The following is a 21,096-nucleotide window of genomic DNA, read 5'->3' as shown; positions in this document are numbered from 1 at the left end:
GTCCATATGGGACGAGGGACGCTTATGCGCTCGCGGTGCCACCCAAATTGATTGAACCGTAACCTAATCACGAAACAGGTTGGTCCGTGTTCAATCCACTTTGATTCCGCGGTAACGGGCGGGTCCGGTTAACTTAGGGAGATGTCTGATCGATTATAGGATCAGATCGCCTTGACGAGAACGCCTCGGAGTTGGAAGCTCTTCATCGGCCTGATGTTAATATTGTTGTTCAGTATACCGCATGAGGTGTCTTTTATACAAGGGGCTCATTGGATTTTTGTACGCTGTTACATCGACGCCGCTTTCTTCGCAGCTGCCCGCTTCCATCCGGCAGGCTGCTCCGCATCCCAGCGGAAGGTCCATGCGGCTGCGCCGAGGATAAGGACCGTGAAGCCCGCAAGAATCATGAGGGGCATCCAGATGCCAGAGATATCGGCTTGCGGAGAAACGGCAATGGACATGCCGTTCGGCCCGATGATCGCAAGCACTTCACCTTCTCGTATATCTAGAGCCACATCATGTACGACCGTTCGCTGACCATAGGTTTTTCTTAAACCTTTCGCTTGAATGAGAGTAGGTAACATCATCTCGTATTCACGCTCCTTATTAACCAATGTTATATATCCAATATTGGATATTGACCGGAAATGAAAGCCGCAGCTGATGCTGAGGCTTATTCTTGAACGAGTGTTATGATCTTGTTGAGAAAGGCGATGTCTTGTTCCAGGCTTGAGATCGCATTATCGAAGGTAGCAAGAGCGATCTTCGATAAGCCGTACTGTCCCTTGATTTGTTTACCTGAACGCCATTGTGCCAGCGATTCTTCCACTTGCTTGAGGTTTTGCTGCAGCAATTCCACCGCTTCCTGCTTGGGAATGCTCTCGATCCAGACCAATCCAAGAGAGAAGTCGGATTTGACGGTATGGGGAGGAAGCGTCAAGGTTTCGCGGATCATCTTCTGGAATAATTTCTCGCCTTCATCCGTAATACTGTAAATTTTGCGAAGTCTCGCACCGGTCCGCTCTTCAGCGGTGGCTGCAATCAGACCGTCGCTTTCCATCTTGTTAAGTGCATAATAGATGGAGCCGGACAGAATATTCGTCCATAGGTCCATGCGGCTGGCCTGAATAAGCTGCTGAATTTCATAGCCGTGCATCGGGCGCTGGCGCAGGAATGAGAGCAGGATGAGGTTGGTCATGTTGGGTCACTTCCTTAGGATGTGTAGGTGAAGAATAATTTCATAACTGGATATCCAACGTTGGATATCTAATGATTGTAATTATAAGTACGATGGAATGATTTGTCAACAACCTGCGGAAAATAGGTAAATGTCATATATGGATTGAATGAAAGCGATTTAACGTTAAATTTACGGAGAACACCACCTTCAGCGAAGGGGATCACCGGAATTTCAATGCGAACGGGGAGCAGTTTAACGTGGGTGAGACCTTTGCCGGCCTCCGGTTCGAAAAAGGAGTTGAGCTCGCCAGAGAGCTCGCTTGGATTGCCGAGGGCCGAGGCGACATGGCTCGTGCATCCATGCGCTGGATCCTGGACTGCCCCGAGGTCAGCGCTGTCATTCCCGGCTTCCGCAGCGTCCGTCAGATTGAAGATAATCTGGGCACGCTGGAAGTGCCCTCATTCACCATGGAGGAAAAGGTACGCCTGGCCCGCTTCTATCAGGAGCGGGTAGCGGAGCACATCCGCGGTGCCTATTAGGCTGCATTCCGAGGATAAATAGTAAGAAGCCTCCCGATCATTCGGGGGGCTTTTTGTGTAGGAGGATGACTTTGTTCAGAACGATTGCAGCTGCTGCAGTGCTGCTTTAAAGCATATCCTATGCTTAATCATGGTAATGATACTATAATATAGGCAAAGATTCTGAATCGGAATGTGTTCAGCAGGAGGATTGTCGTTTTGAATGACTTGTTGAAGCGGGAGCATGACATTATCAAGGTCTGCTTGTTAGCAGGAAAAATCATGTTGCAAAGCGGTGCCGAGACCTATCGGGTCGAGGATACGATGATGCGGATCGCCGCGGCTTTCGGCGTGGAGAACAGCCACAGCTATATGACTCCGACCGGGATTATCTTCTCGATGGAGGAGCCTCAGCATATTACGCGGCTTATTCGTATTTCGGATCGGACAACCAATCTCGATAAGATCGATCAGGTCAACAGCGTGTCTCGGAGCATAAGCCTCGGTGAGCTGACGATTGAAGAGGCTCATAGGGCGCTTGAGAAAATCGAACATGAGCAGGCGATATATCCGACATGGCTGCTGATTCTCCTGTCAGCGATCGCAAGCGGCTGCTTCCTCATTATGTTTCGCGGCGTCTGGCCGGATTTCGTACCGGCGGCCATTGCGGGCGGTCTTGGCTTCTCCTGCTTTCTATTCATGCATCGGGTCATACCGGTGCGATTCTTCGCCGAATTCTCGGGAGCGCTGGTCATCGGCATAACCTCCGTATGGATGGTCAAATACGGATTCGGCCATCAGCTGGATACGATCATTATCAGTTCCGTGATGCCGCTGGTACCGGGCTTGCTGATCACGAATGCCATCCGCGATTTAATGGCGGGGCATCTGATATCCGGCTTGTCCAAAGGCGCGGAGGCTTTTGTTACGTCCTTTGCCATCGGAGCGGGAATTGCGTTTACGTTGTCATTCTAAGAGATGTGTGAGTGGAGGTGAAGATGGTGGCAACCTTTTATATACAGCAGCTCATCACGAGTTTTGTTGCTTCGGCGGCCTTCGGGATCATATTCAACGTACCCAAAAAAGCACTGCTGCAGTGCGGGTTTGCCGGCATGGTGGGCTGGCTGCTCTACATTATGCTGCAGAACATGATGGTTGAGCCGGTGACGGCCACTGTGTTTGCGGCTTTTTGCGTGACGATCATCAGCCATTTTTTCGCCAAAAAATACAAGACGCCCATTATCGTGTTCAGCGTGTCGGGGATTATTCCGCTCGTACCGGGCGGAGTCGCCTACAATGCCCTTCGGCATGTCGCCCAGAATCAATTTGATCAGGCTGTTCAGTTGGGAGCGCAGGCCTTCATGATTTCAGGCGCCATCGCGCTGGGTTTGCTGCTATCGGAGGTGACCAATCAGATCATTCGGAAGTGGTCGATATCCCGGAGAAGAGCTGGAAAACCCAATTCGACCGGCTCGTAAGCTCTCGCGACCTAACAGATCAGGACGAGGAACAAGTTCGGATATTTTGGCCTTGCAGCTGCTTACTGGCCGTATCTTTCGCTTAACTGCGGGGGATACGGTTTTTTTGAGTGCACTGAAGGGTATATCCCCTGCGTGAATATTTTTACATAAGTTTCATATTATTCCTTTTTATTGTCCAAATCCTCGCTGTACTATATAATCTTTACTGCATGAAATGAAACCGCATTCACATCTATCCTATCTGTTGATACCGTCTACTGACGACAGTTGAAGATTCCTAGTCTACCAAAGAAGAGGGATGTCCATGCAGGAGTTGACGCTGCATCTGTTCGAACGGATGGGCATGCTGCTCATCCTGACGTTTATACTGACGAGAATTCCGTTGTTCCGCCAATTGCTGGACCGCAAAGAGATGTCCGGCACGCGAATGTTCATCTATTCCTGTCTGTTTGGCCTCTTCGGTATCCTCGGGGTGTATGCAGGCGTTGTGGTGGAGAATGGCGAGTCGAGCTCCTCCTTCTGGCTGATGCAGCTGACGGAGGAGCAGGCCCTGGCCCATTCCGCTCTGGTCGGCGTTGTCATTGGCGGGCTGATCGGCGGGCCCCGCGTTGGCATCGGGGGCGGGCTTTTGGCGGGAGCCCATCTGCTGTATATCGGGGGCTACACGGGGCTGGCAGGAGCTATTGCCGTACCGCTTACGGGTGCCCTGGCCGGGGGCGTGGCCCGATTCTTCTCGCAGGAGCGGGTTATCTCGCCGGCAAAAGCGTTATTCGTGGGGATGTTCGCCCCGATCTTGCACATGGGGGTTATTTTGATCTGTTCAGATGAGCCGGACCGCGCGGTTGAGCTGGTCAACCTGATCGGTCTGCCGATGGTGCTGACCAACAGCATTTCCATTGCGATCTTCACGACGATGCTGCGGGTTGCGCTCACCGAGGAAGAGCGGGCAGCCGCTTACGAGACGGAGAAGGCATTCCATATCGCGGAAGCGGCGCTGCCGCATCTGAAGCAGGGCTTGACGTACCGTACGGCACAGGCCGTGGCCACCTTGCTGCTGCGCGAGCTGAAAACAACGGCAGTCGCCATTACGGATACGGAGCGGTTCCTGGCCCATGCCGGTGCCGCCAGCCGTACCATTGATCCCGGAGAAGAGATCACATCCGATTTGACCAAGAATGTCATTGCGACCGGCGAGCTTCGGATCATAGAGAATGCGGAAGATATTCAGCCCCGTCATTCGGCGCTCGGCGCCGCCATTCTTGTCCCGATGATCGAGGGTCACGAGATTGTAGGCGTCATTCATTTCTATTTCAAGCGACCGCAGGATATTCGGCGCGTTGAGCTGGTCATGGCTCAAGGGCTTGGACAGCTGATTTCTTACCAGCTCGGGGCCACGGCCCACGAGAAGATGAGCCATTTAATGAAAGAGACGGAGCTTAAGCTTCTGCAGGCGCAGATCAATCCGCATTTTCTGTTCAATACGCTCAATGCGATCCATTCGTTGATCCGGAGTGATCCGCTGCTGGCAAGACATGCCACGATGCAGCTGGGGGCGTTCATGCGCTTGAACGTCAAGGTCATGGCCTCCCGTAGAACGACCATTCGTGAGGAAATGGAGCTGTTGAATGCCTATTTGGACATTATTCAAATCCGGTTTGAGGATCAGTTCACGTTTGAATGCCAGCTGGATCCGGTGCTGGGCGAGCTTATGATTCCGCCTGCAACGCTGCAAATGCTGGTGGAGAACAGCATTAAGCACGGCTTGCGCGATAAAGCGAGCGGGGGCATCATCCAGTTGACCCTAAAGCGGGCGGGCGATATGGCGGTTGTACAGCTGCGGGACAACGGGGCAGGTATCTCCCCTGAGGTGCTGGACAGCCTCGGCGAACAACCGATCATCGGCAGCGAGGGTACGGGGAACGGCATTTACAATATCAACCAGCGTTTAATCAGCATGTTTGGCAAGGAAGCCAGACTCATCGTAGAGAATCTTGCAGAGGGCGGATGCAGCATATCCTTCAGCATCCCCTGCAGTCTATCGGAAGGGAGCCGGTACCGTGAAGCGAATTAAAACGATGATAGCGGAAGACGAACGATTGGCAAGGGAGGAGCTGGCTTACCTGTTGGAACAGGAGCCTGATATCGAGCTGCTTCCTTATGCCACGAACGGCCGGGAGCTGCTCGAGCTGGTTCCCTTACGGCAGCCGGATGTCGTCTTTCTCGACGTTCATATGCCGGAGCTGGAAGGATTGCAGGCTGCGCGGATGCTGAAGGCCTCCCCGATCTCGCCCTTGATTGTCTTTACGACAGCCTATGACGAGTATGCTGTCGAGGCGTTTGGTCTGAATGCGATTGATTATCTGCTGAAGCCTTACAGCCATATGCGATTAAAGGAAACCCTGCAGCGAATTCGCAGCAGGGTTCATGAAGGGCAAGTCTCCCCAAAGCAGGAAGCTTATGATGTCGCCCCCCAGATAGCTCCGTATCCATCCACTGAGGCTGCTGCCCGCAGTATGCGTGGCAAGCTGCTATTCGATGATGGGGACAAGCATGTGCTCGTCGATCCCGAGGCGATACTGTACGCGGTGCGCGAGGAGCGGGTCATCCGCATATGGACGGCGGAAGGCCAGCGGATTACGAGCAAAAGCACGCTGCAGGAGCTGGAGGAGAAGCTGGCGGGTTACTCGTTCTTTCGTCCTCATCGCAGTTACCTGGTTAACGTGAACCGGATTGCGGAGCTGTCCCCTTGGCAGAACGGCGCTTACAATATTGTGCTAAAGGATGAGCAGCGGACGATGATTCCCTTGTCGCGGGAAGCCGCCCGGGATTTGTTCCGGTTGCTTAGAGAGGCCTAGGGAGAAGCGCGTGAGGACGGTGGTTGTCTCCCGGTTCAGGCGGCATATCCGCCTTTTCGCGCACCCTATCGGACGTTTCGCGCAGGAGCTGTGGTCGCAGACAATCCTCCTGTATATAATCATTCTAAAGCGCTTTCATATATGGGAGACGCAATAGAATCCTTGATCGTTAATGGAGGGAAAGGCAATGGAAGAAAAAAGCTATACCGAAGTATGGCATTCTGAAAAATTCAAAACGCTGCTCTCCCGCAAGAAACGGTTCATTATTCCGATGACCGTCTTTTTTCTTCTGTTTTACTTTGCACTGCCGATTCTTACTTCGTACACCGACGTGTTGAACCACCCGGCGATTGGCCCGATCACGTGGGCATGGGTATTTGCATTCGCGCAGTTCATCATGACATGGGTCTTGTGCATCCTGTACTCCCGCAAGGCGGCCCAGTTTGACCGTATGGTAGACGATATTAAAAAGGATATGGGGGCGTAATCGACTATGGCTATCGCGTTGTTTTGCGGAATTGTATTTCTCACGCTGATCATAACGTATTACGCTGCCAAGAAAACAACCAACACCAGCGACTTCTATACGGCAGGCGGAGGGCTCAAGGGCTGGCAGAATGGAACCGCCATTGCCGGCGACTATATGTCTGCTGCCTCCTTCCTTGGCATCGCAGGCTCGATCGCGTTAGTTGGCTTTGACGGCTTCTTCTATAGCATCGGTTTTCTCGTGGCTTACCTGGTGGTGCTGTACCTTGTTGCCGAGCCGCTTCGGAATCTCGGGAAGTATACGGTGGCGGATATGATTGCCGCTCGTTTCTCCGACAAGAAAGTGCGCGGCGTTGCAGCGCTGAACACGATTTCCATCTCCATCTTCTACATGATCGCACAACTGGTTGGAGCAGGCGCGCTGATTAAGCTTTTGCTGGGACTGGACTATGTTACGTCCGTGCTGATTGTCGGCGTGCTCATGACCATCTATGTTGTCTTCGGCGGCATGCACGCCACGAGCTGGGTTCAAATCTCGAAAGCTATACTGCTCATGGCCGGCACGTTCATCATCTCGCTGATCGTATTCGCCAAATTCGATTTCAGCCTGACCCAGATGTTCCACCATATGAAGACGGCCACCCCACTGCAGGAGGCATTCCTGAACCCGGGGAATAAATACAAAATCCCGCTGGAGACGCTGTCGCTCAACCTTGCCCTAGTACTGGGCACGGCAGGTCTGCCGCATATTTTGACCCGTTTCTTTACCGTTAAGGATGCTAAGACGGCACGCAGCTCCGTGGTATACGCTACCTGGATTATCGGCATCTTCTATGTCATGACGATCTTTCTCGGTTTCGGGGCTGCCGCTTTCGTAGGCGCGGCGGATATTACCGCAGTCGATAAAGCCGGCAACATGGCTGCGCCACTCCTGGCCAAAGCGATTGGTGGCGACTTCCTCTTCGCGCTCATCTCGGCGGTTGCGTTCGCGACGATCCTCGCGGTGGTGACAGGGCTTGTGCTATCCGCCGCATCGGCTTTCGCCCATGATTTCTACGGCCAAATCGTGCGCCGCGGCGAATCGTCGGAGAAGGAGCAGCTGAAGATGGCACGGTACGCATCGATTGGTGTATCCATTGTCTCCATTCTGCTCGCATTGTTCGCCCAGAAGATGAACGTGGCATTCCTTGTCTCGCTAGCTTTCGCCGTTGCGGCCAGCGCGAATTTGCCGGTCATCCTGTTCACGGTGTTCTGGAAGAGGTTTAATACGACGGGCGCGGTTACCGGGATGCTGACAGGATTGATCAGCACGGTGATTCTTGTGGCGCTTAGTCCGAATATATGGGATCCGGCCGGCAAAGCGATTTTGATTGGCGATCCGATCTTCCCGATGAGCAACCCGAGCATTATCTCCATTCCGCTAGGCTTTGTGGCAGCTTATATCGGGACGCTGTTATCCTCTTCCAAGGATGAAGCGAAGTATGCCGAAGTGCTGGTCAAGGCCAATACGGGCGCGTAATCCGGATTCAATTCAATGACCAAAAAGGGTGTATCCAGCTGCTTAGCAGCACAGGGGATCGCCCTTTTTTTGTCATTTTATCGTAAAATAAAGGAATAACAGGACAGGACTTTGAGGCTGAAGCGGAAGGAGGCATGCAAATGAACATATCCGGCATCGTTTTTTTTCTGGCGATTGTGGTCGGCACGTTAATGATTACGTATTATGCCGCCAAGCGGACAACAAGCACGAATGATTTCTATGCAGCGGGCAATCGCCTGAGCGGGCTGCAAAACGGCTTGGCCATTTCCGGTGACTATATGAGCGCGGCGTCCTTTCTTGGCATCGCGGGTTCTATTGCTGTGTACGGCTTCGACGGCTTTTTCTATTCGATCGGCTTCCTCGCCTCCTATGTGATCGTGCAGTACGTCATAGCCGAACCGCTTCATAACCTGGGCAGGTACACGATGGCGGATGCGGTGGCGGTTCGGTTCAGCGAGAAACGGCTGCGCGGATGTATCGCCGTCAACAACATGATGATCACCGTCTTCTACATGATTGCCCAGCTCGTTGGTGCCGGGTGGCTCGTCCATTTGCTGTTCGGGCTGGAAACGTCGCTAGCCATCGTGCTGGTCGGAGGCTTAATGACCGTCTACGTCACGTTCGGCGGCATGCTCGCGACTTCCTGGGTGCAGATCGTCAAGTCTATTTTGCTGGTCAGCAGCACTTTTATCGTGAGTCTTATCGTACTGGCAAGGTTCGATTGGGATCTGCTCGGCTTATTCGAATCCATGAAGCGGGCGACCCCATTGCAGGAGCGGTTTCTGATGGCGGGTAATATGTTCGACCATCCGCTGGACATGCTGTCGTTTAATATGGCGCTGGTGTTAGGGACAGCGGGACTTCCGCATATTATTGCGCGTTTCTACACGGTAAGAGACCCGCGTACGGTCCGTTCTTCGGTAAAAATGGCAACGTTTACGATCGGCATCTTTTATGCCATGACCATATTTCTTGGTTTTGGGGCGGCTGCCTTCGTCGATTGGTCCGTTTTGTCAGAGCGGGTTGAGCTGGCGGCGCCGCTTCTCGCAAGCGCATTGGGTGGCGAATTCTTAATGGCCTTTGTATCGGCTGTTGCCTTCGCAACCATATTGGCCGTGATCTCGGGGCTTGTGCTGACGGCATCTTCCGCATTTGCTCATGACGTCTACAGCAGCATTTTCCGCAGAGGACGGGCGACCGAGGCACAGCAGATGAGAGTGGCTAAGCTTTCGGCCATCGTGGTTGGCACCGCTTCGATTGTGCTCGCCCTCGGCGCGCAGAAGCTAAACGTGGCATTCCTCGTTTCGTTTGCGTTCGCGGTTGCGGCCTCGGCTAATCTGCCGGTGCTGCTGTTCACGCTATTTTGGCGGAGATTTAATACGTATGGGGCCATGTCGAGCATTGCGGCCGGATTGGTATCCTCCTTGCTGCTCATGGCCGTGGGGCCTAACGTGATGGATCCCGGGGCCGGCTGGATCCGGGCGGAAGCGATCTTCCCGCTCAAGCATCCGGGCATCGTGTCCATACCGATTGGTTTCGCGGGCGGCATCCTCGGTACTCTGCTATCCGGTAAAGTCGGCTCAAGCGGCCAATTCGAGACGATGCAGGCCATTGCCCATGTGGCCCCTAATGAGATTCGTACCCGCGAGCCGGGATGACAGAGCATACATACAAATGATGAAGGAGAGGCAGGGGATAACAGTGAAGCAGGATTGTGTAATTGTACTCGCGCCCGATTCATTTAAGGAGAGCATGACCGCCAAAGAAGTCTGTGAGGCGATGGAACGCGGCATCAAGAAGGGGAATCCAAAGGTAACCTGTATCCATGTGCCCATGATGGACGGCGGTGACGGAATCGAGGTGCTGTACGATCAAGGGATGGACGCTATTTTTGGCATCGTGCCAGGGACTGTTACGCTAGCCGGAGGCACTGGCCATCGGACAGCAGAACGTGGAGAGAATGTCGGAGAATATCGTCCGTCTCATGATTTCCTTATACGAGTAATCATTCATAAAGGAAATAGACGAGGGAGGCGTTGACCTATTCGCTAATGAAAAAGGCGTGCTGAGGTGGTTCGGTGAACCTCAAACCTCTCAGCCACGCCGGTTATACTTCATATCCCTTCCCCCGCTGATGCGCGAGGACTTCGGGATTATCCCTTTCGATCTTCTTGCTTTATTTAATGCCAAGCCGCATGCGGTAGCTGAGCATCACGGGAAGTGTCCGCCCTTGGAAGTGCTCCTCGACCAGCGCATGGAACTGTGCGATTTTATCGTTCAATTCAGTCTGTTTCAGCTTGAACACGGTCTGGATACCGCCTTGACTGACGGCAAGGCCGGTATATCGTTCGGCGGTGAACGGCTCCATATGATGGAATACGATCTCTTTGGAGAACCGGAACACCCCGCTCTCCCGGATATGCTTCAGATGCTCGTTCTTATTCCCTTTATAGGCCTTCTCCTGTGCCTCCACATGGCGGTCGATGATGTCCTCTGCCCATTCGATCAGCTCATGGTAGGATTGCTCGACCTTCCAGGTCAGGCTCGGCGGCCAATCGCAATCATATACTGCGAATATCCCTTCCTCACGCAGTACGCGGGAAACCTCCTTCAACGTACTGGCCGGGTCCATCCAGTGAAAGGATTGGGAACAGGTGATGATGTCCGCGGACTGATCCGGAAGCGCCAATTGGTTTGAATAGCCGGAGACGAACTTGATGTCGGCAAGCTGCACATCGTGGCTGGTGTCAGCCTCTTGCTGCAGCGATTGCAGTTTGGCCATGGCCTTGCTCCGCATATCGTCATTCGGCTCGACACCGATGACTTGGTCCGCTGCGTCTCTCCATGCAAACGAGGACAGCCCCGTCCCGCATCCCAAGTCGACAACAAGAGAGGGCTTGCGCTCCAAGTATCCTGTCAGCAAGGCGACAACCTCCTGGGGTGCTTCGGGGCGATGCTGATCATAGGTATCCTCAAAGCCGGTGAAACGGTCCACGTTGCTGGCACGGTTGCCCTCGGGAACGAAATCCTTACTCCACACGTCGGTCATATTCTTGGTCATCATTAGTCATCTCCTTATCCGGGTACATGAATCGGGCATTGCAATTGGCGCTTTCCTGGCTTCCGAGAGTACGGACGAAGGCTCCCATTGCCGTTTTCTGCCGCTTTAATGCCATCATATCATAGGAAAGGAACTTATTAACAGATAGCCTTGACCCGGGGAGTGCCGATGCGGGTACAATAGAGAGAACGAATGAGGAAGAGGGATGCGTATGAAGACACCAATATCACCGAAAGGGATCTTCTTCGATGTGGATGATACATTGTATGACCATCTGGAGCCTTTTCGCGATGCCGTTCAGGAGGTTGCCCGGCCTGATGGTGCGTTTCCTTATGAAGCCGCCTATCACCGGATGCGCTATTACAGCGATAAGCTGTCCGTAGAGCTCGGAGGGGCTGGCACGGCAGCTTATGGGGAAGCGGTTGAGGATATGCGCAGGCGTCGTTTTCAATACGCGTTGGCCGAATTCGGCATACAGCTGACCCTCGAGGAGGCTGAGGCGGTACAGCAGACCTACCTGGACCGACAGTATAACATCACGATGTTTGAAGGCGCCCGGGAGCTTCTTAAGAAATTGGCAGATGCCGGGCATGTCGTTGGCTTGATTACCAATGGTCCGGCGGAACACCAGATGAATAAAATCGCAGCTATGCAGCTGGGTGACCTCATACCGGAGGAGCGTCTGTTCGTATCCGGAGCCGTGGGCTGGGACAAGCCCGATCCGCGGATCTTCCACCATGTGAATCGGCTGACCGGAACGGTGCCGGAGGGCTCCTATTACATCGGGGATTCGTGGCGCAATGATGTGGTTGGCGCCCTGGCTGCGGGCTGGCATGTGATTTGGTTCAATCACCGGAGCGTTGGGCCGGAATCGGAGCATCAACCGCAGCATACCGTGACGAGTTATGGCGAGCTGGAGCGGCTGCTTGATGAGGTTATCGGATAAAAAAATGCTGTGGCGAGCGTAAGGTGCTGCCGGGGCAGGATCGAGTAAAAGATTTATCGTGGCCAGACCCTTTAAATGGAGGGCTTGGCTTTTTTTGTTTCCTTATAGTCAACCAATTGGTTGACTTTATGGGATTCATCTATTATAGTTAACCACATGGTTGAACAAAATAACGAAGAACAACTGGATCACATCTTCCACGCACTGGCTGACCCGACCCGAAGAGAGATGGTGCGTATGATCGCGGCGCAGGAGCGGACCGTATCCGAGCTGGCCGAGCCGTTTGACATGTCGCTTGCGGCAGCCTCCAAGCATATTAAGGTGCTGGAGCGCTCCGGCCTGCTGGATCGATCCATTCAGGGACGGACACATACCTGCCGTCTCAATCCGGGCGTCATGTCCAGGGCGATGGAATGGCTGCAATTCTACGAACGATTCTGGACCCGGCAATTTGATGCATTGGAACGTGAGCTGAACAAAGCGAAGAAGGAGGAGCATTAACAGGAATACGACTGAACATCCTGGACAACGATGAGAACTAGGGGAAACAGACGGAATACACTTTTAATAAGAGAAGGATGATTTACATTGGAGAAAGCCTCTACAACTACACTGGTCATGAAACGCTTGTTTGAGGTAGCGCCGGAACGAGTGTTTGATGCTTGGTTAAACCCCGACATGATGTGCAAATGGTTGTTTACGATGGAAACGACGAACAAGATCGCCCGTAATGATCCTCGCGTGGGCGGAACCTGGGAGATTGTTGACGTTCGGGAAGGCAAGGAGTACCGGGCCATTGGGGAGTATCTTGTAATCGACCGGCCTCACAAGCTGGTGCTTACCTTCAGGATGCCCCAGTTCAGCGAAACCGTGGACCAAATAACGGTTGAGTTCAAAGCCGTGGACGCAGGATGTGACATGACATTCACGCAAGAGATTGTTGTTCCTCACGAGGAAGATTGGACCGCAGAGGATATTGAGAAGGCGCTCAAGGAGTATCATACCCAAACCGAACATGGATGGGGTTATATGTTTGAGGGCTTGAAGCAGCTGCTCGAGACAGGAAATATTAACTACCCATCCTAATCAGATGAACAAGGAGAGTGTATTGTCCATGAAGAGTGTTACCCCGTTTTTAATGTTCCAAGGTAATGCCGAAGAAGCCATGAACCATTACGTTTCCATTATTGAGGATTCCGAAATAACCAGCATTGCCCGTTATGGCCCCAATCAGCCGGGAACCGAGGGAAGCGTTATGCATGCCGCCTTTTCGTTGAAGGGGCAAACGTTCATGTGCATCGACAGCAATGTGAAGCATGATTTTACGTTCACGCCTTCCTTCTCCATCTATCTGACTTGCGAGTCGGAAGCGGAGATCGAGAAGGTGTACGGGGCATTAATTGATGGCGGAGGTGCGATGATGCCGCTGGACAACTATGGATTTAGCCAAAAATTCGGCTGGATCGCGGACAAGTTCGGCGTATCATGGCAGCTTAATCTGCCGAATGAAGCATAACGTTACGTTACGTAATCGATTCATTAGAGACGGGCCCTAGAGGGGTCCGTCTCTTTTTGCTGCTGATAATGCATCGCCAGCTCGTTGCTCTGCGATCAAGGCCCCGCCGATCCCCATTGCCAACCGAATGGCAGAGTGTAGGGTGTCTCGAAGCTGGCCCCATCTTCGCGTCTTACTCCGTATACTGCTTTCGGAATTGCAGAGGCGATAGGCCGAAACGTGCGGAGAAGCGGCGGGAGAAATAAGGCGGATATTGAAATCCCACATGCTCCGCAATCCGCGCCATCGACCACTGGGTGGTCAGCAGCAGCCGCTTCGCCTGGTCCAGGCGGTATTGCAGCAGGTATTCCGTTGGCGTCAAGCCGTGCGATTCTTTCATGCAGCGCGTCAGGTAATTGTAGTGGAAATGCAGGTCAGATGATAAACGTGCGTTGCTGATGGGCTCACGGTAATGCATTTTGATATAGGACTCTACCTGCTCCGCTATTTTGCGTACCCGTGATTGCTCCTGATCCGATCTTGACGGGTCCAGCAGCTCCAGCAGCTGGATAAACAGCGTTTGTTCCCGCCAAAATGCCGTGGACCTCGGTTCCGTTGCCAGCAGGTGCAGGGAATCGAACAGTTGATAGGCTTGCTCCGGATAAGGGATAGGGCCATGCCTCGGCAGCTTTATGTTGTGTGAGATCGAATCATCATCGGCTGCACTTGATGCCGCGGACTGAAAATGCAGCCAATAAAAGGAGGTTTCCTCTTGGCACCCCTGCACGGCGTAATGGTACGCATCCGGCAATAATACAACGGAGTCCCCTGGGCCAAGCGCCCACTGCATATCCTCCTCGCCCAGGAACAAGCAGCCGCGTTGAACCAGGATGAGATCGAAAACGCCAAGGTTTCTCCGGTTGGGATGCGACTCGCCCGGCATATAATGTGTTTTTCCTGATTCAAGGAAGTAGGGGAGCGGCGGCGAAGGAAAGGAAAGAACACTCCGTTCCGTCATGGTAACACCTCCAGGGAAGTGTGAAATTGTATAAGAAATTAGGTCGATTATGTTATCGTTTTCATCCTATCATAGAACGTAGAATGGGAAGTGTCGAGGCTTTATCTTATGAATTCCAAAAGGAGTGTATATCCAAGATGATTACTCTTACTTCGCGTTCAGCCGCCATCCCCCTTAAGCAAGTGAAACTGACGGATCCTTTCTGGTCCCGTTACATAGAACTGGTAAGGGAAGTGGTGATCCCATACCAATATGAAGCTCTCCATGATCGAATTCCGGGTGTGGAACCGAGTTATGGCGTGTCCAATTTTCGAATTGCTGCCGGCATGGAGGAGGGTGAATACGGCGGCATGGTGTTTCAGGACAGCGATGTCGCCAAATGGCTTGAGGCTGCGGCTTATTCGCTTGCCATTCATCCGGATCCGAAGCTGGAGAAGCAGGTGGATGAGCTGATCGATCTTGTGGCCGCTGCCCAGCAGCCGGATGGTTATCTGAATACGTACTTTACGGTGAAGGAGCCGGAGAAGCGCTGGACCAATCTGACGGATTGCCACGAGCTGTACTGCGCCGGCCATATGATTGAAGCTGGAGTTGCGCATTACCGGGCGACAGGCAAGCGGAAGCTGCTGGATGTGGTGTGCCGCTTGGCGGATTATATCGATACCGTTTTTGGACCCGAGGATGGCAAAATCCATGGGTTCGACGGCCATCAGGAGATTGAGCTGGCACTGGTCAAATTGTACGAGGTGACTCAGGAACCGAGATATTTGAGTCTGAGTCAGTATTTCATAGATGAGCGCGGGACTGAACCCCATTTCTTCCTTCAGGAGTGGGAACAGCGAGGGAAGAAGTCATTCTACCCCTCGGTACTGCATCCGCCGCATTTGGCTTATCATCAGAGCCACCTGCCGGTCAGGGAACAGAAGGAGGCGGTTGGGCATTCGGTTCGTGCCGTTTACATGTACACGGCGATGGCGGATTTAGCTGCCAGAACGAAAGACCCTGCTCTGCTTGAGGCTTGCGTTAATCTGTGGCATAACATAGTCCGCAAACAGATGTACATTACCGGGGGGATCGGCTCCACTCATCATGGCGAGGCGTTTACCACGGACTATGATCTGCCGAACGATACCGTATACTCGGAGACCTGCGCATCCATTGGGCTGATCTTTTTTGCCCAGCGCATGCTGCAGCTGTCACCCAAATCGGAGTATGCGGACGTGATGGAGCGTGCGTTGTTCAACACGGTCATTGGCAGCATGGCTCAGGACGGGCGGCATTTCTTCTATGTGAATCCGCTTGAGGTATGGCCTACCGCCTGCCGCCATAATCCAGGCAAATTCCATGTGAAGCCGGTTCGGCCGGGATGGTTCGCCTGCGCTTGCTGCCCGCCGAACGTGGCGAGATTGCTGTCGTCGCTGGGTGAATACGTGTATACGATGAATGACGACACGCTGTATACCCATCTGTACATCGGCGGCGAAGCGGAGGTCCGGTTTGGGGACGTGCCGGTGAAGGTAACCCAGACCAGCGCGCTGCCGTGGGACGGGAATGTTATGCTTACGATTCAGCCTGAGCAGGCAGTCGAGTGGACCGTCGGTCTCCGCATTCCGGATTGGTCGCAGGGCAAAGCCGTTATGCGGGTGAACGGGCAAAAGGTGATCGTGGAGGATATTACCGAAGACGGTTATGCCTACGTGAAGAGAGTGTGGGCGCCGGGGGACACGGTGGAACTGGCATTCTCCATGGAGATTCATCAAGTAAGAGCTAATCCCAATATACGGGAGAATGCCGGCAGGGCAGCGATTCAGCGGGGACCGCTAGTATACTGCCTGGAGAGCGTCGATCATGGAGCGCCGGTATCCTCGCTGTCGCTCGCAGGCGATCCGAAGCTTCATTCCCGATTCGACCCGGATTTTCTCGGCGGTGCCGTTATCATTGAAGGGGATGGATGGCTTGAAGAGTCTGATGATTGGGGCGATGAACTGTATCGTTCCTCTCCGAAAAGGAGGCTTCCTGCGGCATTAAAGGCCATTCCGTACTATTTATGGGGCAACCGCGGCGAGAATGAAATGGCCGTCTGGGTGCGCGAGCTGCCGCACACGGTATAAAGATCGTAAAGACGGTTCTCCGGATAGGGGGCTACAGAACAGCCAGCATATAAAGGATGCAATGGCAAAGCATTGATGATGCCAAACCGCATGACGTGAAGGGCTTGCCCAAGGTCGATGGACCTCGGGCAAGCCCTTTTTTATCCGAATCGGCTGCCTGCTTTTATAACAGCTTCTTGATATCCTCTTCTATTTTCTCCGGAGTATCGGTTGGCGCAAAGCGCTTGACCACCCTGCCGCTGCGGTCCACAAGGAACTTGGTGAAGTTCCATTTAATCGCTTTAATGCCCAATGCGCCGGGAGCTTCGCTCGTCAAATGCCGGTAGAGCGGATGAGCGTTCGTGCCATTCACATCAATTTTGGAGAACAACGGGAAGGTGACGCCATGATTGAGCTTGCAGGCCTCCTCGATCGCGGAGTCCTCCTCCAGCTCTTGATTCATGAACTGACTGCTGGGGAAACCGAGAACGGCCAATCCTTGATCGCGGTAGGTTTGGTGCAGCTTCTCCAGACCGTCGAATTGAGGGGCAAAGCCGCATTTGGTCGCTGTATTGACAATGAGCATGACGTCGCCTTCATAAGATTTGAGCGTTTGGGACTCGCCGCGTATCGTTTTTACTTCATATTCATAGATGGACATCGCCGTAGAACCTCCTCCAATGAGATGTATATACAATCAGAGTATATTCTTTCGCCATGGATTGCAATTTGCTAGAAACGGCAGCGGCAATTATATGCTATATGCATGACAAAAGCTGGAATGCAATACATGATGCGGAAATATAGAGAGTAAAATTTTGTGTTTTCATCTGGACTAATTTAGGAGATATATGGTAGTAGTAGAATAAGTATTTAAGCAGATGAAACAAGAGGGTACTGCTGAAACTATGTGTGGGAGGACTTTATGAGATTAAAAACACAAATGCTCAAAACGACGGTAACCAGCCTGCTCGCTTTTATGTTCATCGTCCTCATTGTCCTGGTTCCGAGGGATTTGAATCTGTCGCTGGACAGCAATTTGTGGGTGACGAATTATTCCTTTGATCTGGGTGAGTATGTTACGTATATTCGCGATTATTTTGCAAATGCCATTCAGAACGGGACGCTGGGGGAATCGCAGTATACCGGCCAGTCTTCGGAAGCCGCCGCTTTTGGAGCCGTCGGTAAAAGCCTGCTCGTTATTGTATCCGCTTTAATCATTGGATTCGTGTTCGGCATTCTGAAGGGAGTCCTTGACTACAAATTGTCCAAGACCAAATTCAATGTGCTGGGACACTGGACCACATGGCTGTTCCAATCCATTCCCGATTTTTTTCTGATGCTGATCGCCCAGTGGGTGCTCATTAAGTATGTTCCGGCTATCCGCTATTTTGCGGTTGATGGCTGGGAGGCTTTCGTGCTGCCTTCGCTGCTCGTGTCGATTTACCCGATTTTCTTCATTGCTCGAATCACTTCGGCTTCTCTGCTTGCACAGGAGGGAAAGTTATACATACTGCTGGCTAAAGCCAAGGGGCTTAGTGACCGGAAGGTCGTATACAAACATATGCTGCGCAACGGCATCGCGACCATCCTGACCCATCTTCCGGGCCTGCTCGTCTTCATATTGTCCAACCTGCTCGTCGTGGAATATTACCGCAACTATCCGGGAGCGGCATGGAGACTGTTTCAGGCGCTGGACTTCAACACGTTCAGCGGCACCGGGTCCAATTATGAGCCGGGGGTCATTATTTATATCACGTTTTCTTTCATGGTGCTGTTCATGATCGTTCAATGGATCAGTCAATCAGCACGCAAATACTTTGATCCACGATAAGAAATGAGGTGAGTCGACTTGAAGAATGTCCCTTTATGGATTGGCGGCACGCTGCTGGCCTTCTTTGTTTTTGTTATGCTGGCGGGGCCGTACATGCCCTTTATCGATAAAGAGTTGAAACAGGAAACCTCCCGATGGGTGATGAAGGACGGGAAGCAGAAACTGACTCTTCCGCCCTTTAAACCTTCTTCGAAGAACTGGCTGGGATCGGATAAGAAGGGGGTCGATAACCTGAGCAAGCTCGTTGTGACCGCCAAGGATACGATCCTGCTTGTGCTGGGGATTACGGCTGTTCGATATGCGATAGGTGTGCCCCTGGGATTGATCGCTCGTAAGAAAAAAGGCTTCACCCACCGGTTCATTACCTTCTGGAACCAGCTGTGCTCCTATTTGCCGCCGGTCTTCGCCTCGGCCCTGCTGCTTGCGCTTCCGTTCTTTCTCTTCTCCCAGCAGCGGATGGGCTGGGCCATTCTGATTCTGGCCAGCGTTGAAGCCGGACGTGTTGCGATAACGATACAGCAGCAGGCCCACAAAATGGCAAGCGAGCCTTACATGGAGGCCGGAACCGCGTTAGGACTTCGCACGAGGACATTGACCAAGAATTATTATATTCCGGTCATGTTCCCCGAGGTGATCGTCAACTTCTGTTTGGATATGGGAAAGGTTATGTTGCTGCTTGGCCAACTTGCGATCGTGAACATCTTTCTTGGTCATGAGTGGAAGGAAGTTAATTATTATGTCATGGAATTTGTGGAGACCGGATATAACTGGGCGACGATTCTGTCCAAGAATCGAGCGGATATATGGTTAGGAAAGTTCCAATTCGTTGTCTATCCCGCATTTGCGATGATGCTGCTAATCATCACGTTCAACCTGTTAGGCGAGGGCCTGCGCCGTCGTTATCAGGTTAAAGGCTGATCGGTACGTAGCCGTTAACCCGAAAAACCGGAAGGATGAGGACTTGCGCCAGATGTTTTCCTACACATTAGGAGTGCTGGCGAAACCCATCGTTCCGGTCTTTTTTTGTTCAAATGCTGCTGCTTACCCTTTTACGGGAATATCCGGATGAGCCCAGACAGATACACTGCCGCCGTTCACCGGAAAAAGAGCGAAACCATCCTTGCCGATCGTTATGCGATCCTTCCGGGTGCGGGTCAGATCCACCCATACCTCTCCGGCTCGATGCTCGCCGACAAACATCCGCTTATCCCCGGCTTCGCCATTGGCAATGACCACCGCGCAGCCGGAGAACTCGATTTCCTGGATGCCGCGGCGAACCCAGCCTATCGTATTCGGATGGTCAAAATAATCATCCTGCTCGCCATACGCCCGATTCGCTCTGGCATAGAGCAGCGGGTCAATCGCTTCCCTTTTGCCGGGAATGGGCTTCTCGCCGCCGATTCCGTAATAATCGCCATAGAAGACGGAAGGATAACCGTCCTTTCGCAGCAGGATCAACGCATAAGCGCTCTGCTTGAACCAATCCTCCACCCAGGATTCCAGTGATTCCTGCGGCTGTGAGTCGTGGTTGTCCACAAACGTGACAGCATTCATCGGGTGCGATTGCACAAGTGTATCGTCAAAGATCGTCCGCAGGTCAAAGGAACGGCCGGCTTTGGAAGCTGCTTGGAGTTTATAGTGAAGAGACACGTCAAACAGATCGATCCTGTAATCCACCGTATCCAGAAAGTTTCGGCAGTCTTGAAGCTCGGGATTCCAGAACTCGCCCACGATGTAAAAATCATCTCCACGCTTTTTCTTCATGGCGGTGGCAAATTCTTTAATGAAGTCATGGTTAATATGCTTGATCGCATCCAGCCGGAAACCACTGCATTGCAGCGTATCCACCAGCCACTTGCCCCATGCCACCATTTCCTGGCGTACATCCGGATGACCGTAATCAATGTTGGCAAACATCAGGTAGTCGTAATTGCCGAATTCATTGTCAACGTTATCGCTCCATGACTTATTCTCGCCGACGATCCGGTAAATGCCTGAACGCTTGCTGATATCGTCGTAATCGGTACCGTTAAAATGCGTGAAATTCCATTGAAACGAGGAGTATTGATCCCCTCGGCCAGGGAAGGTGAATTTGGTCCAGCCTTCAATCTCGAATGGCTTGGATATATCCTTGGTCCGATCCATCTCGTCGACCTGCACAACCCGAAACCGCTCGGTTTCATCTGCGCCCGCCTTATGGTTCATGACCAGATCCACATAGACGGCAATCCCGTTCTTGTGGCAGGCCGCAATGGCATCGATCAATTCCTGTTTGGTTCCATACTTCGTGCGAACCGTTCCCTTCTGATCGAACTCTCCCAGATCATACAGGTCGTATACGCCATAACCATTGTCCTCAGCGGACGATGCCTTCGTCACCGGAGGAATCCATACCGCATCGATCCCTGCCTTGCTCAGCTCCGGGGCTGCGTTCTTGAGTCGGTTCCAGTGCGAGCCATCGGCTGCAACATGCCATTCGAAGAATTGCATAATCGTATGATTTCGTTGCATATATCCATCTCCTCTATCATGATAGCTCTGCATGAATACTGCATACTAAGCTCAAATACCCAAGAAAGCAGGGGAGCTAAA

The 21,096-nt window shown here is 52.6% G+C and carries 20 protein-coding genes and 2 pseudogenes; 16 read left to right on the top strand and 6 right to left on the bottom strand.

What is annotated here, in order from left to right:
* Window positions 1-287: 287 nt before the first annotated feature.
* Both NYE54_RS32280 and NYE54_RS32275 read right to left on the bottom strand, forming a co-directional pair.
* Complete coding sequence (locus NYE54_RS32280) at window positions 288-587, bottom strand: hypothetical protein (protein ID WP_339268709.1); 300 nt, start codon at window positions 585-587, stop codon at window positions 288-290.
* An 86-nt stretch (window positions 588-673) separates the two neighbouring features.
* Complete coding sequence (locus NYE54_RS32275) at window positions 674-1,198, bottom strand: PadR family transcriptional regulator (RefSeq protein WP_339268707.1); 525 nt, start codon at window positions 1,196-1,198, stop codon at window positions 674-676.
* Window positions 1,199-1,365: 167 nt separating this feature from the next.
* On the opposite strand from NYE54_RS32275, the pseudogene NYE54_RS32270 reads away from it, so the two are divergent.
* The 9 genes and pseudogenes from NYE54_RS32270 to NYE54_RS32230 form a co-directional block, all read left to right on the top strand.
* Window positions 1,366-1,719: pseudogene (locus NYE54_RS32270) on the top strand (aldo/keto reductase); the annotation flags it as partial.
* 198 nt (window positions 1,720-1,917) lie between these two features.
* Entirely contained in the window at window positions 1,918-2,673 is a 756-nt protein-coding gene (locus NYE54_RS32265; RefSeq protein ID WP_339268705.1) for a threonine/serine exporter family protein, read from the top strand.
* Window positions 2,674-2,696: 23 nt separating this feature from the next.
* Window positions 2,697-3,176, top strand: coding sequence for a threonine/serine exporter family protein (locus NYE54_RS32260; RefSeq protein ID WP_076323830.1), 480 nt, complete (start codon window positions 2,697-2,699; stop codon window positions 3,174-3,176).
* A 307-nt stretch (window positions 3,177-3,483) separates the two neighbouring features.
* Complete coding sequence (locus tag NYE54_RS32255; RefSeq protein WP_339268703.1) at window positions 3,484-5,250, top strand: LytS/YhcK type 5TM receptor domain-containing protein; 1,767 nt, start codon at window positions 3,484-3,486, stop codon at window positions 5,248-5,250.
* The gene (locus NYE54_RS32250; protein ID WP_083659734.1) at window positions 5,237-6,034 is read left to right on the top strand and encodes a LytTR family DNA-binding domain-containing protein; all 798 of its coding nucleotides are present in this window, start codon (window positions 5,237-5,239) and stop codon (window positions 6,032-6,034) included. The genes NYE54_RS32255 and NYE54_RS32250 overlap by 14 nt, the downstream gene beginning before the upstream one ends.
* A 187-nt stretch (window positions 6,035-6,221) precedes the next feature.
* Window positions 6,222-6,521 (top strand): DUF485 domain-containing protein, encoded by a 300-nt coding sequence (locus NYE54_RS32245; RefSeq protein ID WP_071218738.1) that lies wholly within the window; start codon window positions 6,222-6,224, stop codon window positions 6,519-6,521.
* Window positions 6,522-6,527: 6 nt separating this feature from the next.
* Complete coding sequence (locus NYE54_RS32240; protein WP_339268700.1) at window positions 6,528-8,039, top strand: cation acetate symporter; 1,512 nt, start codon at window positions 6,528-6,530, stop codon at window positions 8,037-8,039.
* 140 nt (window positions 8,040-8,179) lie between these two features.
* Complete coding sequence (locus NYE54_RS32235; RefSeq protein WP_339268698.1) at window positions 8,180-9,718, top strand: cation acetate symporter; 1,539 nt, start codon at window positions 8,180-8,182, stop codon at window positions 9,716-9,718.
* Between the two features lie 19 nt (window positions 9,719-9,737).
* A pseudogene (locus tag NYE54_RS32230) lies at window positions 9,738-9,914 on the top strand (glycerate kinase); the annotation flags it as partial.
* 322 nt (window positions 9,915-10,236) lie between these two features.
* Here NYE54_RS32230 and NYE54_RS32225 read toward each other — a convergent pair.
* Window positions 10,237-11,121 (bottom strand): methyltransferase domain-containing protein, encoded by an 885-nt coding sequence (locus tag NYE54_RS32225; RefSeq protein WP_339273729.1) that lies wholly within the window; start codon window positions 11,119-11,121, stop codon window positions 10,237-10,239.
* A gap of 205 nt (window positions 11,122-11,326) precedes the next feature.
* Between NYE54_RS32225 and NYE54_RS32220 the strand changes: the two genes are divergently transcribed.
* The 4 genes from NYE54_RS32220 (at window position 11,327) to NYE54_RS32205 (ending at window position 13,583) form a co-directional block, all read left to right on the top strand.
* Window positions 11,327-12,067 (top strand): HAD family hydrolase, encoded by a 741-nt coding sequence (locus NYE54_RS32220; RefSeq protein ID WP_339268696.1) that lies wholly within the window; start codon window positions 11,327-11,329, stop codon window positions 12,065-12,067.
* A gap of 156 nt (window positions 12,068-12,223) precedes the next feature.
* A complete protein-coding gene (locus NYE54_RS32215) occupies window positions 12,224-12,568 on the top strand; it encodes a metalloregulator ArsR/SmtB family transcription factor (RefSeq protein ID WP_098749621.1) in 345 nt (114 codons plus the stop codon).
* 87 nt (window positions 12,569-12,655) lie between these two features.
* Window positions 12,656-13,153, top strand: a complete 498-nt coding sequence (locus NYE54_RS32210; RefSeq protein ID WP_339268693.1) for an SRPBCC domain-containing protein — start codon at window positions 12,656-12,658, stop codon at window positions 13,151-13,153.
* Window positions 13,154-13,181: 28 nt separating this feature from the next.
* Window positions 13,182-13,583, top strand: coding sequence for a VOC family protein (locus tag NYE54_RS32205; protein WP_076323841.1), 402 nt, complete (start codon window positions 13,182-13,184; stop codon window positions 13,581-13,583).
* A 172-nt stretch (window positions 13,584-13,755) separates the two neighbouring features.
* Here NYE54_RS32205 and NYE54_RS32200 read toward each other — a convergent pair whose 3' ends face one another.
* Window positions 13,756-14,580 carry an AraC family transcriptional regulator gene (locus NYE54_RS32200; RefSeq protein ID WP_339268691.1) on the bottom strand — a complete coding sequence of 275 codons (825 nt, stop codon included), beginning with the start codon at window positions 14,578-14,580 and terminating at the stop codon, window positions 13,756-13,758.
* A gap of 137 nt (window positions 14,581-14,717) precedes the next feature.
* On the opposite strand from NYE54_RS32200, the gene NYE54_RS32195 reads away from it, so the two are divergent.
* Entirely contained in the window at window positions 14,718-16,691 is a 1,974-nt protein-coding gene (locus NYE54_RS32195) for a beta-L-arabinofuranosidase domain-containing protein (RefSeq protein WP_339268690.1), read from the top strand.
* A 163-nt stretch (window positions 16,692-16,854) separates the two neighbouring features.
* On the opposite strand, the gene NYE54_RS32190 is transcribed toward NYE54_RS32195, so the two are convergent.
* On the bottom strand, window positions 16,855-17,331 hold the full coding sequence (locus tag NYE54_RS32190) for a glutathione peroxidase (RefSeq protein ID WP_339268689.1): 477 nt from the start codon (window positions 17,329-17,331) through the stop codon (window positions 16,855-16,857).
* Between the two features lie 264 nt (window positions 17,332-17,595).
* On the opposite strand from NYE54_RS32190, the gene NYE54_RS32185 reads away from it, so the two are divergent.
* Complete coding sequence (locus NYE54_RS32185) at window positions 17,596-18,504, top strand: ABC transporter permease (protein WP_339268687.1); 909 nt, start codon at window positions 17,596-17,598, stop codon at window positions 18,502-18,504.
* 18 nt (window positions 18,505-18,522) lie between these two features.
* A complete protein-coding gene (locus NYE54_RS32180) occupies window positions 18,523-19,422 on the top strand; it encodes an ABC transporter permease subunit (protein WP_339268685.1) in 900 nt (299 codons plus the stop codon).
* Window positions 19,423-19,545: 123 nt separating this feature from the next.
* Here the strand turns inward: NYE54_RS32180 and NYE54_RS32175 are convergent, their stop codons facing one another.
* Entirely contained in the window at window positions 19,546-21,015 is a 1,470-nt protein-coding gene (locus tag NYE54_RS32175; RefSeq protein WP_339268683.1) for an alpha-amylase, read from the bottom strand.
* Between the last annotated feature and the right edge of the window lie 81 nt (window positions 21,016-21,096).

Origin of the sequence: Paenibacillus sp. FSL K6-1330, assembly GCF_037976825.1 — a bacterium.
Classification (GTDB): Bacteria; Bacillota; Bacilli; order Paenibacillales; family Paenibacillaceae; genus Paenibacillus_AQ.
The sequence above is the reverse complement of the archived record's forward strand: the minus strand, read 5'-3'. Positions and strand labels throughout refer to the sequence as shown.